We start from the raw sequence: 13,229 nt of genomic DNA on the forward strand, positions 1-13,229 counted from the left end.
AATACGCAAACATCAAGAGAAGTTAGAGCACAAGAACTAGAACGTCTAAATGTCTGTATTGTTCAGCTTCAAAGGACCAAGATAAATGTACACCTCTCTATTCGTCGTCAGCGTCAGATATGTATAAGATACAGAAGCAAGGGATGTTATTTTTAATAAATCACTTGATACATTTGCAATTTTTGTTATTAGTTCTAGCTCTTTTTTGATTTTTATTGAATTTCTTTGCATGGTACGTAAGTATAAAATTTTTGTTTTATTTTTGATTTTACGCTTTATTGAAGTGTATTTTTTATTTATGTATTCTTTTACAAAATTATATTTTTCTTCTAGTTTTCCTTTTTTCATTTTCAACCTTTAAATATTTTTTTTATATTGTAGCAGATTAATATCTCGTGAAGTTTGTTTGATTATCATTTAGCAAAAACAAAGGGAAGAAAATGCCTATAAGTTTTACAGATAATGAAAGAAAAGAATTTCAAAGTGGAATAAGTGCTTTTATTAGCGAAATAAATAAATGTCTTAAAAATAAAAACAAATCAACCAAAGGCTTTAGTGTTAATAATATTAAGCCGTTTTTTAATTTCTTTAAAAATAGTTATGAATATAGTATAGGTAGTGGTAGTGGGACTTTGGCTGATACTTGTTGGATTATTTTTGTTAGAAAAGAGCTTTTAAGCGATGGGCTTATAAATACTAGCAAAGTTAGTCCTAGATATGGTGTTTATGTTTATTTCGGGTATTCTCACTCTTTAAAAGAAGGTTTTAAATATCGTTTAGCATTTGGATTTCCAAAACATGATATTGAAAACGCAAGGTGCAAAGCTGTTGATGAAATGGAGCGAAGTGGTAAACTAACTGAGCTTGATTTTACCTATTATACGTTAGACTTAGAGCAAATCACAGATGATTTTATAAAGCTTTTAGAGTATTATGAGAGTTTTAGTAAAGATGACTTTATTCCAATAAATCAAGCAAATATTACTAATAATTTAAATAATACTAATGATATTAAAAACATCCCACTAAATCAGATTTTATATGGAGCACCAGGGGTTGGTAAGACTTATGATACTATAAATATAGCTTTAGAGATTTTGGGCGAAGATTTTTCAACTCAAACAAACGAAATTAACACAAGACAAGTAATGCAAAAAAAGTTTAAGGAGTATGTAGAAAACGGACAAATCGTATTTATCACTTTTCATCAAAGCTATGGATATGAAGAATTTGTAGAAGGAATTAGACCTGATTTTGATAACGATGATTTGAAATATGTGATAGATGATGGTATTTTTAAGACTTTATGTAAAAAAGCTAAGCAAAATTATATAAATTACTCTACTCCAAATGAGCTAGATTTTGATAAGCTTATCAATTATTTTGCTGAGTATGTAAAAAGTGAGTTTTTAGACCAAAATAAGGAATTTGAGTTAGAAAAGGGTGTAAATATTCATAGCGTTTATTATGATAAAGACGGCAAGTGCCGTTCTTTTAAACTTGGTGGCACTATACAAAGTGATCAAAGATTAGTTATGGATATAATTAAACGTGATTACGAAGAATTTAAAATAGGAAATATAAAAAGCTATAAAGATATAAAGCCAAAGTTTGAAAGCAAGAGTATTAATCATGGTAATGCGGGGTATTATTTTATGCTTTATAAAAAACTTTTTGAGTTTGAGAAAAAAGATAATTATAAAAACCAAAAAGAAGATTTAAAGCCTTATATAATCATTATTGATGAGATAAATCGTGGGAATATTAGTAAGATTTTTGGAGAGCTTATCACACTTATTGAGCCTAGTAAAAGACTAGGAAATGCTGAAGAGCTAGAAGTAGTGTTGCCATATAGTAAAGAGAGTTTTGGTGTGCCAAATAATGTTTATATAATAGGCACTATGAATACAGCTGATAAGAGTATCACTACCCTTGATACGGCATTAAGGCGTAGGTTTGAGTTTAAAAAGATTATGCCTAATAGTTTTCTTTTAAATTCTAATTGCGATGGGATAAATCTTCAAGAATTATTAAATAAAATGAATGAAAGAATTGAATGTTTAATAGGAGATGAAAAGCTTATCGGACATTCGTATTTTATGGATATAAACAGCATTGATGAGCTTAAAGTCGTGTTTAGAAATAAGATTTTACCACTTTTAGAAGAGTATTTTTATAATGATTATTCGCAGATAAAATCGGTGCTTAATGATAATGGTATGATAAAAACTAAAAATATTTTAAATACCGATAAGTTTTATTTAAGCGATGATTTTAATGAAACGGATTTTAAGAAAATATATGAAGATTGAAATAGCCCACGAACACGAAATAATAAGCTCACTTGATAACGATGAGTTTTTAAATGAGCTTATGAGCTTTGCTGAAAATAACCCAGAGTTTTTAAGAATAGTCGGTAAAAATAAGCTAAAAGCAAGAAATTATGTAGGACTTATAAAGACAAAAAGTGGGGTTTTAGAAATTTATCCTAAGGTTTCAAAACCAAGTAATGAGATAATGCCAAGAATAGATTTAAGCAAGGCTTATGAGCTAAAAGATGAGATGTTTAAGGATTGTAAAGAAAGAGAGTTAAATCCCAAGCAGCTACTTTTAGAACTTTTAAGAACTTTACAAAAAAGTCCGTTTAAAAAATCGCTTAAAGCAACGCTAAAAGATGAAAAAATGTCACTTTTTGAAGTCTTTGTTGAAATGTTTTTAGAAGAACTTTTCGTGCTTTTAAATAAAGGGCTTATGAGTGATTATATAAAAATAGCTGAAAATAGAACAACTTTAAAAGGCAAATTGCTTTTTAATGAGAATTTAAAACATAACTTAATTCATAAAGAGCGATTTTTTACCGAAAATGATGAATATATCATAGACAATGTGATAAATCAAACTATAAAAACTACATTATTTCATTTAAAAAAACTAAGTCAAAATAAAAAGATTTTAAAATATTTAAAGACTTTTGATGATATTAGTTTAATTGATATTAAAAAATGTGAATTTAGTGTAAAAAATAAGCATTATAGTTATTATGAAAACATACTTTTATGGTGTAAGTTATTTTTAAATGGTTTTAGTTTTACACCATTTGCGGGGGATAATAACGCTTATGCTTTGCTTTTTGATATGAATAGACTTTTTGAAGATTATGTAGCTTTTATGCTTAAAAAACACAACCCAAATATAAAAATAAGTGCTCAATTATTAAAAAAACACTTAATAAAAGATGGTCAAAATGAGCGTTGTTTAATGCGACCTGATATTTTAATTGAGCTTAAAGATAAAACAATCATCGCTGATACAAAGTATAAAATCATAAATAAGTTAAGTAATATTAGCCAAGCTGATTTATATCAATTATTTGCCTATGCAATAGCTTTTAAAGTTAGTGAAGTTTGGCTTATATATCCACTTTTTGATGGTAGTTTAGGGTATAAAACACTAGAATATAACTTAGATTGCTTTAATACTAAGATAAAATTACAAATTCTTTTTGCTCCTTTAGGTTGATATTTTAGTTGCATTGTGATTTGTTATAATCTAGGTTTTATGAATTTAAAATATGATTAGATATAAATAAAAAGCTTAATTATTAAGATAATAAATTGCAAGTTTAAAGATAGCTTTTACTATCTTTAAACATAGTTTCAAATTAAATTCCTAGATTTTCTAATGTTTTTTGAGCGTTTAGGAGTTGGGTTTTTACTGCGTTTTCTGATGTCCCACCATAAGAATTTCTTAAATCAACGCAAGTTTTTAAATCAATTGCTTTATAAATATCATCTTCAATTAAATCACACTCAAGCCTTAATTCATCTAAGCTTAATTCATCTAATTTAAGTTTTTTTGAGATTGCATAGCTTACTAATTTTCCCGTAATTTCGTGAGCTTTTCTAAATGGCACACCTTTTTTAGCTAAATAATCAGCCAAATCAGTAGCATTTGAATATCCATTAGCAGCTGCTCTTAGCATATTTTCTTTAATTGGTTTCATTTTTGCAATTAGTTTTGTAATTATTATTAGACTATCTTTTATGGTATCTTGCGTATCATAAACACTTGCTTTATCTTCGCTCATATCGGTATTATAAGCTAGTGGCAAACCTTTCATAATAGTTAGCATTGAGATTAGATTGCCATAAATTCTACCTGTTTTGCCACGCATTTTTTCGCATACATCGGGGTTTTTTTTCTGTGGCATTATGCTTGAACCCGTGCAAAAATCATCACTTAGCTCAATGAATTTATAATCATTTGAATTAAAAATAATTAGCTCTTCACAAAGGCGTGAAAGATGGCTAAAACAAATTGCACTAACACTACAAAACTCAAGCATATAATCTCTATTGCTAACACTATCAATACTATTTTCACTTGGCTTTGCAAAGCCAAGTTCATTTGCGCTAAAAAATCTATCTATATTAAAAGTAGTCCCAGCAAGTGCAGCCGAGCCTAACGGACATTCGTTTAATGAGTTGTATAGATTTAAAAATCTATCATAATCTCTTTTAAACATCCAAAAATACGCCATTATCCAATGCGAATATAAAATCGGTTGAGCGGTTTGAAGATGAGTAAAGCCTGGCATAATTAAGTCTAAATTTGTCTTAGCTTGGTTTAAAATCTCTTGCATTAATTCTTTTAAATTAGCTCTAATTCCTAATACAAATTCTTTCATTTGTAATATTCCATCTAGTGCAGTTTGGTCGTTTCTACTTCTTGCAGTGTGAAGCTTACCAGCACTTGCACCTATTAAAACACTAAGTCTTTTTTCAATAGCCATATGAATATCTTCATCGCTTATATTAAACTCAAATTTATTTTCTATAAATTCGTTTTGAATAATTTCTAAGCCTTTTAAAATCTCTGCTAATTCTTGAGAGTTTATGATTTTTTGACGCTCGAGCATTTTTGCGTGTGCTATGCTTCCTTTTATATCTATTAAAGCAAGTCTGTTTTCAAGTGGCAAAGTCGCTGTGTAATTTTCTACTAATTTATCCGTAGCTTGGCTAAATCTACCGCCCCATAATTTTTTCATACTATTCTCCTAATAAAATTCCTTCTTTAAGCCCATAAGCTGAAATGATAAATTCAAAATCATCAAATAAAGTATCAATAAAATAAGCCCCGCAAAGCACTGCAAAATCTCTATTAACTCCTAGCATTAAATCTCTTTTTTCGGCATTATTTGTATTAATAAAATCAATTAATTTATATAATTCATCTTTATTTACAATGCTATTATGAAACTCTAAATCATCAATATCTTTATAAGCAATATTTTTTGCAATACTTTTTGCGAATATTCCCGTTTTTGATGCTAGAACAATTGGTCTTGGATAGTTTTTAAGCTCGTTTTTATAAGGGTTTAAAAGTGTATATGCGTAGTCTTTAATATCTAAATTTTTTTCTTTTACGCTTTTATAAAAAGATAAAAGTCCTATATCAAGTAATAATTTTTTATCATTACTTGTAATTTCTGTTGAATACCCACCAACATCTACTAAAGTAAAATCACCTTGAATTGAAATTCCAACCCCTAATCTAGTAAGCCTTGCTTCTTCGTTTTGGCTTAATATTTTTAATTTAAAGCCGTATTTTTGATAAAGCATATTAGCTATTAAATCAGCGTTTTTACTTTTTCTAAAAATTGCAGTAGCAACTACTTTTGCCTTGCTTAAATCGTAATTTAGCTCATCAAGTGCATTGATTAAGACCTTAATTCCTTCATCATTTATACACTCGTTTTCATAAAATAGCCCTAAGTTTAAGACCTTTTCGTAGTTTTTTAAAACCTTATCAAATACAGCTATTTTAAGAGTATTTGAGCCTATATCAATTGCCAAATTCATTTAAAGTTGCCTTTATTAGCTTTAATAATTTTTCATTATCAATATCTTTTAAAACCTTTACTAGGTTTAACTTGCTTAAATCAATGCCTATATTCATATTAAGATTTTTATCATATCTTAAGCTTTTGCCCCTTGCTTCGCCACAAGTTTCTATATCTACATAATATTCATCGCTTTTACAAATGCTAGAATCTAGTAAATATGCAATTATTAAAGCATCGTGTATCCAAGTGCCAATGCTATTTCTTGTAAGCTCTGCATAACTTATCCAAGGCTTAATACTTGTATATAAAAAATCACATAATTTATTATTAATTGCTTTTATTTCTTCTAAATCTTTATGAGTTAGGCTAGTTTGCATTGTGATATTGTAAGGTGCTAGAGTGATTTTTGCCCCACTTCTTAGCACAATCCTAGCAGCTTCTGGGTCAAAACCAAAATTAGTATCTTTAGGGTATTTACTCATATCAAATACCCCGCCCATAATTAAAATCTCTTTTACATTTTTTGCAAACTCATTATCTAAAATACAAGCTTGAGCTATGTTTGTAAGTGGTCCAATAGCACAAACAATAAGCTCATTTTTATAAACTCTTGCTAATTCGCATAATTTATAAACAGCGTTTAATTTAGCGTTTTTATAAAGTTTAATAGGTTTAAAATCTTGCCATAAGTGTTCTAATTTAAAATTATAAACACTCTCATCAAGTCTTTTTCTCCACGGCGTTTCATCTTCCAATAAAGCCTTGCTTGAGCCTAAAAATACAGGAATTTTAATCCCTAATTTAGAAATTAAATTCCTTGCGACTGCATAAGCTTTGTGATTTATCACATTTCCGCTTAGAGTTGTTATTGCTTTTAAATCAATCTTTTTACTAGCAATTGCAAGTGCTAGGGCTAAGCCATCATCAGTATTAGCCCCACAAATACCATTGCCTATATCAGTGTCAATTACGATTTTCATATAGCATCTTCAATAAGATTTAAATCTCTACCCCTAGTTTCAGGAGCAAAAAATGTAGTAACAAATCCAATTCCTGCCATAAATATAAAATAAGCAGCGATTAAATACCAATTATGAGTTAGATTTATAAAATAAGTCGCTAAAAATGGTGCAGTTCCACCTGATAAAATGCCACCGATTTCTTTAGCTAGTGCCATTTTTGTATAACGATTTTTGCACCCAAACATTTCAACTCCGTAAGCTGCTTGAACTCCAAAAATCCCTAAAGATGCAAGACACATTCCTACGACAATTACACAAATTACTATTATTTCATTTTTGCTATCAAGTAACATAAATGCAGGAACTGCATAAATCATTAATAATAAGCAAAATATCCTATACATAATGCGACGACCAAATTTATCGCTTAGCCATCCAGATAATGGAATAACCAAAAATCCTAAAAATGAAGCTATTAAAACCCCTGTTGTAGCTATTTGTTTGTCTAATAATAAAATAGTATAAACATAACCTACTAAAAAGCTTTGAGCTATATAAGATGGGGCGTTTTCTCCCATTCTAAGACCTAGCATAATAAAAAATGATTTGTTTTTTTGCCAAAAAGTTTTGTTTTCGGTTTTGTGAGTTTTTAAATTTTGTTCTCGTTGTTTTTGCATTTGTTCTTTTTGTTTTGCAAATACAGGTGTTTCTCCTACAAAGCGTCTTAGATATAAGGCAAATGCAGCTATTAAAAAGCTAAATATAAATGGCAATCTCCAGCCCCATTCTAAAAAGTCTTTATCATCTAAAAATCCAAGTAAAAACCAAATTCCACTAGCAATTAAAGTCCCACTATTAGAGCCTAGTGCAATGATTGATGATACTAAACCACGATTTTTGCTAGGTGCGTATTCACCTAACATAATAGCTCCACCGCTAAGTTCAGCTCCTGCTCCAAAACCTTGTAAAAATCTTAAAATCACTAATAATAAAGGCGCTAAAATGCCTATGCTATTATAAGATGGGATAAATCCTATTAAAGTAGTCGCTGCACCCATTAAAAATATAGTTATCATCATAACTTCTTTACGACCATATTTATCTCCTAATCTACCAAAAAAGAAAGCTCCAATAGGTCTAGCAATAAAGCCAACTCCATAGGTTGCAAAACTAAGCATTAGAGCAATTATAGGAGTTTGCTCTGGGTAAAAAACTTTACCAAAAACGGTTGCAGCCGCAAGGCCATATAAAACAAAATCAGCATATTCCATAGCAGTTCCTAGCCAACAGCTAATGATTGCGTTTTTAAAGGATTTTTTGCCTTCTTTTGTCTTTAAAATATCATCTTGAATTTGATTCATTAAATCTCCTAAAATAAATAATAAAGTAAGCTTAAGAAAAATGCCGAAATTAAAGCACTTGCAGGTAAGGTTATCATCCATGCTAAGCCTATTGGCTTCATCATTTTCCAATTTGCGTTTTTGTTAAATACTCCAATTCCTAATACCGCACCTATTAGAATATGAGTTGAGCTGATTGGAATTCCTAGTTGAGTTGCTAGAAGTATTACAATAGCTGAAGCAAACTCGGCACTAAAACCTGTGGTAGGCTTGATTTTTGCTAGACTTTTGCCAACGGTTTTAATAACGCTTTTGCCTAAAAACCAAAGCCCAGCAACTAGTGAAATGCCAAATACTAACATTACAATAGTAGGCACTGCTGAAGTTGGATTTATTGTATTTGTGTGTAAAATATCTAAAATCGCAGCAAATGGTCCAACTGCGTTTGAAATATCGTTTGCTCCGTGAGAAAAGGCAAATGTGCAAGCTGTAAATATTTGAAACCATGAAAAAATACGATTTACTGCTTTTTTTGGTTCGCCTTTTTTCATAATATTAATAATTCCTACACAAATTATATAAGCACTAATACAAATTAATAAGATGATTAATCCTATACTAAAATGACTAAGTCCTGTATCAACATTATTTAAGGCTTTAAAAAATAACATAGATGAAATTACAAAAGCTATTAAAGTAGCTAAAACAGGTATGCGTTTGCTTAAAAATCCTGCTACATCAACTGCTTTTTCTTTTTTTGTAAATTCTTTTAATTTATTTGCATATTCACCTTTTTCGTTAAGCAAAATGCCGTAAAGCTCACTATATTGCTTAGATTTTTCGCTTTGCATAAATTCATCTATATATTGTTTTTTATACTCTGCTTTATCTTTTTTGATTTGTTTTAAAGTATTTTCTTTTTCTTTAGTAGGAACTACAATGAATTTATAAACTAATGAATAAACAAAATAACTCAAAACCCCACCTAATACAGGAGAGATAAACCAACTAGCAACAATAGTTCCTATCCCACCCCAGCTAACTTGAGTAGCGTTATTTTCGGCTATGAAACCTAAAGCTAGTGCAGCACCTAAAATCCCGCCTACTATTGAATGAGTTGAGCTAACAGGTAAAGATTTATAAGTAGCTATAAAAATCCAAACACTAGCAGCACACAAAGCACTCATCATAACATAAGCAAAGTGCATAGGTTCTATGTTTTCTTTAACGCTTACAATACCACTTCTAATAGTAGCAGTTACTTCAGCACCAGCAAAAAATGCTCCGCTAAATTCAAATATCGCAGCTATTATTAAAGCTTGTTTTATGCTAAGAGTTTTTGCTCCAACACTCGTTCCAAAAGCATTTGCAACATCGTTTGCACCTATATTGAATGCTAAAAATATTCCAAAAATTGCAGCAATTGTGAAGAATATATAATAATTTGTGGTGCTATAACCCCAAAACAAAAAGCCAACACAAACGATAGCAAAAAGTATCGTTATAATAATGTTTTCTCTTGCCATTACCTTTCCTTTTTAAAAAATTGGGCTAATTATAGACTAAAAAAAATTGTTAAGATTTCTACAATGTAAAATCTTTGTAAAATATGCTAAGATACGCAAAATTAAAAGGAGTGTTGATGAAAAAGTTTTTAGTATTGGTATTTTGTGTTAGTGCTTGTTTTGCTAATAATCAAGTAATTTGTAACAATGCAAATGATTGCTATAACATAGGAATTGCTAAGGCAAAAGAAATGCAAATAGCAGAATCTATTAAGTATTTAGAAAAGTCTTGTGAGCTTAATTATATGTCAGCTTGTATGGAATTAGGAACTGCTTATATTTATAGTGCTAAAAGTAAGGAAGAATTTACTAAAGGGATTAATTATTATATGTTAGCTTGTAATAATAATGAGCCTATATCGTGCCACAATATAGCGTATATGTTAGAGCAAAGCCAAAATCCTGCATTAATGAATGAAATAAAGAGTTATTATGAAAAATCTTGTAATTTAAGATATTTAAATGCTTGCACTAATTTAGGAAATATTTATTATACGAAAGAAAACAATAAAGAAAGAGCGAAAATGCTTTATGAAAAAGCTTGTAATTTAGGAGAGGCTATAGCTTGCAATAATTTAGGTAACTTTTATTATTATACCAATAAAAGCTTGGCTAAGGAATATGTAAGAAAAGCTTGTAATTTAGGCTATCAAGTAGCGTGTGAATATAAAATAGATTAAATTATAAAAAGTGCAAAATTAATTTTTCTAGCTAATTCCTTTTATTTTTGATAGTATGAAAATAAAAGGAATTTAAATTGGTAAGATTTTTTAATAAAGTTGATTTTTTTATTTTCGTATTGAGTGTAATTTTTTACGCTTATTGTATTTTTGTATTTAAGCATTTAACCACTTTTTCAGCCTTAGATATAACTGCTAATTCTATATTTATTATATTTGCAAATGCTTATTATTTTTATCTGTATTTAAAAGATGAATTGTTGTTTGATTCGTTTTTTGTATTTATTGGCTCTTCTTTTATTTTAGTAATCTTAATATATGGCTGCATTATTTTATGAAGTATTAGATTTGGAATTTAAAAGCGAGAATAAATCTCGCTTTTTATTTAACCTTGAATGATTTTTGGTTTAGAAAATGCTCTTAAAGGTCTAATAACACCTTTGAATTTTTCAATCTCTACTAAGGTTGTGTGAGCTGTGTTTGATTGAGCTAGTTTTGATGTTCCTTTATCACGAGTTAGCACATTTACGCATCCGTGCTGACAAAGTGATTTTTTCCCATAAACTTCAGGGTCATACCAAGCACCTTCACAAATTATAATAGTATCAGCCCTTACAATATCACTTACTAATGCACCTGCTAAAATTTCGCCCCTATCATTATATACTCTTACAATATCGCCTGTTTTAATACCTCTTGCTTTTGCAGTATCAGGATGAATTATCATAGGCTCTCTGCCATTTACTTCAGCATAATTTCTAATAAGTGAGTTATTTAGCTGAGAGTGTAGTCTAAATCTAGAATGAGGACTTACAACAGCAATTGGATATTTTTTAATTTGCTCTTTGTTACCAACCCACTCAAATGGTTCAAACCAAGCAGGATGACCTAAACAATCATCATAACCCATTTTTGCAATTGTTGGAGAGAAAATCTCAATCTTTCCACTTGGTGTTCCTAATCTATATTTATGCGGATTGCTTACAAAATCACTAAGTCTTGTGTAATATTCTGTATCTTTATTTACTTTATCAAATCTAACAAATCCTTTATTAAGTGCTTCGTCAAAAGTTGGCATATCATATCCTAATGTTTTTCCTTGTTGTAAAGCGTCGTTATAAATATATTTCATCCAATCAAGCTCGGTTGCTTTTCCTTCTGTAAATATTTCTTCTACTCCCCATCTTTTACAAATTTCTTTACAAATCCAAAAATCGCTTTTACTCTCTCCCATAGGTTCAATTACAGGCTTATTTAAGAAAATATATTCAGAATTTGTACTAGCTTCTATATCATAACGCTCAGGCTCAATAGCAACAGGTAAAACAATATCACTTAATTTTGCTTGTGAAGTCCAAAATGGTTCAGCTGTAATAATCGTATCAACCTTTTTAAATCCTTCAATAGCACGATTTACATCTTGATGGCGAGTAAAAAATGACCCACTAGCATTAAATGCTACTTTAATATGTGGAAGTTTTATTTTTTTACCATTTTGGTCAATTATTTTACCTGGGTTTAGCATAGCGTCAATACTTCTTGAACTTGGAATTGTTATGTTTTCAAATTTTTTCCAAGGACTATTTTCGTCTCCTAAATCATCGCTTGGAATAGATGAAAGTCCTTTTAAAGTAGGTGCTATAAATTTATCAGCACCTTGAGAATAATATCCTAAACTAAACTCAAATCCACAACCCTTGCTTCCTATATGCCCTAACATTGTTGCTAGTATTGTTATCATCCAATGTGCTTGCTCGCCGTGGTCTTGTCTTTGTATTGCACGACCTGCAATAATTATTGATTTATTATCACATAAATCATCTGCTAATTTTTTTAATGTTGTTGTATCTACTCCACAAATATTGCTAGCCCAAGTTAAATCTTTTTTTATTCCATCATTTTCGCCCATGAAGTATTCTTTAAATTTATTAAAGCCAACCGTATATTTTTTAATAAAATCTTTTGCATATTTTCCACTTTCATATAAATAACAACACATTCCTATCATCATTGCAGTGTCTGTATTAGGGCGAACTGATATTAATTCACTTTCAATATAACGATTTGTATTATTAGCATATACATCTATGCTATAAGTTTTGATTTTTCCTGCTTTACTTAGTTCTTTTAATTTTGTGAAATATTCATAATTAGTGTGAGTTGGTGTGCCAACTGCAATTTGATTTGTTACTAGCGGGTCAGTTCCCCAAAATACAACACTTTTTGCATTTTCTAAAATACTTTTCCAAGTTGTAGGTGCTTCATAAACGGTGTTTGAGCCAAAAATATGTGGTAATATTACCATACCAGCACCGGTTGAATAGTCTCCACTTTCTTCAACATATCCACCTAGGATTTTTAGCATTCTATGAGCTGTGGTTCTTCCCCAGCTAATTTTACCCCAGCCACCCCACCAATAGCATTCGCCATATATAGCTTCAGGGCCATATTTGTCAAAATTTTCTTTAAGCGCTTTTGCTGCTAAATCAAGTGCTGTTTCCCAACTAACTCTTACAAATTCTTCTTCACCCCTTAAATCGTTTTTCTTTTTTCCTTCTAGGTAGCTTTTTCTAACACAAGGATATAAAACACGGCTTTCGTTTTGTGTTCTATCTGGAACACAATTATTCATAGTATTAGGGAATTTATCTCCTTCAAAAGGTGTAACGCTAACGATTTGAGAACTATTAATATTTGCGTAAAAACTACCAAACCTATCAGATACTAAAGCCTTTTTATCATCAAAAATTGTATCTTTGATACCTTCAATTTTGCTAGCTTGTAATCCAACTCCTGCTACTGCACTTAGTTTTAAAAAACTTCTTCTTTTCATATTC

General features: G+C 29.9%; 11 protein-coding genes. 4 read left to right on the forward strand and 7 right to left on the reverse strand.

Annotation, left to right across the window (positions count from 1 at the left end; translation table 11 throughout):
• Positions 1-45: 45 nt before the first annotated feature.
• Positions 46-348 carry a hypothetical protein gene (locus tag KJQ97_RS00005; protein WP_214119468.1) on the reverse strand — a complete coding sequence of 101 codons (303 nt, stop codon included), beginning with the start codon at positions 346-348 and terminating at the stop codon, positions 46-48.
• A 92-nt stretch (positions 349-440) separates the two neighbouring features.
• On the opposite strand from KJQ97_RS00005, the gene KJQ97_RS00010 reads away from it, so the two are divergent.
• Both KJQ97_RS00010 and KJQ97_RS00015 read left to right on the forward strand, forming a co-directional pair.
• The gene (locus KJQ97_RS00010; RefSeq protein WP_214119470.1) at positions 441-2,312 is read left to right on the forward strand and encodes an McrB family protein; all 1,872 of its coding nucleotides are present in this window, start codon (positions 441-443) and stop codon (positions 2,310-2,312) included.
• Positions 2,302-3,519 carry an McrC family protein gene (locus KJQ97_RS00015; protein WP_214119472.1) on the forward strand — a complete coding sequence of 406 codons (1,218 nt, stop codon included), beginning with the start codon at positions 2,302-2,304 and terminating at the stop codon, positions 3,517-3,519. The genes KJQ97_RS00010 and KJQ97_RS00015 overlap by 11 nt, the downstream gene beginning before the upstream one ends.
• Positions 3,520-3,661: 142 nt before the next feature.
• Here the strand turns inward: KJQ97_RS00015 and argH are convergent, their stop codons facing one another.
• The 5 genes from argH to KJQ97_RS00040 are packed head-to-tail and all read right to left on the reverse strand — an operon-like array spanning position 3,662 to position 9,673.
• The gene (gene argH, locus KJQ97_RS00020; protein ID WP_214119474.1) at positions 3,662-5,047 is read right to left on the reverse strand and encodes an argininosuccinate lyase; all 1,386 of its coding nucleotides are present in this window, start codon (positions 5,045-5,047) and stop codon (positions 3,662-3,664) included.
• Position 5,048: 1 nt separating this feature from the next.
• A complete protein-coding gene (locus tag KJQ97_RS00025) occupies positions 5,049-5,861 on the reverse strand; it encodes a Ppx/GppA phosphatase family protein (RefSeq protein WP_214119476.1) in 813 nt (270 codons plus the stop codon).
• Positions 5,845-6,825: a nucleoside hydrolase gene (locus tag KJQ97_RS00030; RefSeq protein ID WP_214119478.1), complete on the reverse strand. Its 981-nt coding sequence runs from the start codon at positions 6,823-6,825 to the stop codon at positions 5,845-5,847. The genes KJQ97_RS00025 and KJQ97_RS00030 overlap by 17 nt, the downstream gene beginning before the upstream one ends.
• The gene (locus KJQ97_RS00035; protein WP_442862228.1) at positions 6,822-8,183 is read right to left on the reverse strand and encodes an MFS transporter; all 1,362 of its coding nucleotides are present in this window, start codon (positions 8,181-8,183) and stop codon (positions 6,822-6,824) included. Before KJQ97_RS00035 ends, KJQ97_RS00030 begins: the two co-directional genes overlap by 4 nt.
• Positions 8,177-9,673: an inorganic phosphate transporter gene (locus tag KJQ97_RS00040; protein ID WP_214117829.1), complete on the reverse strand. Its 1,497-nt coding sequence runs from the start codon at positions 9,671-9,673 to the stop codon at positions 8,177-8,179. The genes KJQ97_RS00035 and KJQ97_RS00040 overlap by 7 nt, the downstream gene beginning before the upstream one ends.
• 116 nt (positions 9,674-9,789) lie before the next feature.
• Between KJQ97_RS00040 and KJQ97_RS00045 the strand changes: the two genes are divergently transcribed.
• Together KJQ97_RS00045 and KJQ97_RS00050 are read left to right on the forward strand one after the other, a co-directional pair.
• Positions 9,790-10,392, forward strand: coding sequence for a tetratricopeptide repeat protein (locus KJQ97_RS00045; RefSeq protein ID WP_214119480.1), 603 nt, complete (start codon positions 9,790-9,792; stop codon positions 10,390-10,392).
• 77 nt (positions 10,393-10,469) lie between these two features.
• The gene (locus KJQ97_RS00050) at positions 10,470-10,730 is read left to right on the forward strand and encodes a hypothetical protein (protein WP_214119482.1); all 261 of its coding nucleotides are present in this window, start codon (positions 10,470-10,472) and stop codon (positions 10,728-10,730) included.
• Positions 10,731-10,777: 47 nt separating this feature from the next.
• On the opposite strand, the gene KJQ97_RS00055 is transcribed toward KJQ97_RS00050, so the two are convergent.
• Positions 10,778-13,225, reverse strand: coding sequence for a molybdopterin-dependent oxidoreductase (locus tag KJQ97_RS00055; protein WP_214119483.1), 2,448 nt, complete (start codon positions 13,223-13,225; stop codon positions 10,778-10,780).
• Positions 13,226-13,229 lie beyond the last annotated feature (4 nt).

It is taken from the genome of Campylobacter sp. 2018MI01, assembly GCF_018501205.1.
Taxonomy (GTDB): domain Bacteria; phylum Campylobacterota; class Campylobacteria; order Campylobacterales; family Campylobacteraceae; genus Campylobacter_E.

What these genes read in the sequence shown, in the direction of transcription:
- KJQ97_RS00015 (WP_214119472.1), top strand. Translation starts at nt 2,302, where the DNA reads ATGAAGATTGAAATAGCCCACGAACACGAAATAATAAGCTCACTTGAT.
- KJQ97_RS00010 (WP_214119470.1), top strand. Translation starts at nt 441, where the DNA reads ATGCCTATAAGTTTTACAGATAATGAAAGAAAAGAATTTCAAAGTGGA.
- argH (WP_214119474.1), bottom strand. Translation starts at nt 5,047, where the DNA reads ATGAAAAAATTATGGGGCGGTAGATTTAGCCAAGCTACGGATAAATTA.
- KJQ97_RS00040 (WP_214117829.1), bottom strand. Translation starts at nt 9,673, where the DNA reads ATGGCAAGAGAAAACATTATTATAACGATACTTTTTGCTATCGTTTGT.
- KJQ97_RS00025 (WP_214119476.1), bottom strand. Translation starts at nt 5,861, where the DNA reads ATGAATTTGGCAATTGATATAGGCTCAAATACTCTTAAAATAGCTGTA.
- KJQ97_RS00045 (WP_214119480.1), top strand. Translation starts at nt 9,790, where the DNA reads ATGAAAAAGTTTTTAGTATTGGTATTTTGTGTTAGTGCTTGTTTTGCT.
- KJQ97_RS00055 (WP_214119483.1), bottom strand. Translation starts at nt 13,225, where the DNA reads ATGAAAAGAAGAAGTTTTTTAAAACTAAGTGCAGTAGCAGGAGTTGGA.
- KJQ97_RS00005 (WP_214119468.1), bottom strand. Translation starts at nt 348, where the DNA reads ATGAAAAAAGGAAAACTAGAAGAAAAATATAATTTTGTAAAAGAATAC.
- KJQ97_RS00030 (WP_214119478.1), bottom strand. Translation starts at nt 6,825, where the DNA reads ATGAAAATCGTAATTGACACTGATATAGGCAATGGTATTTGTGGGGCT.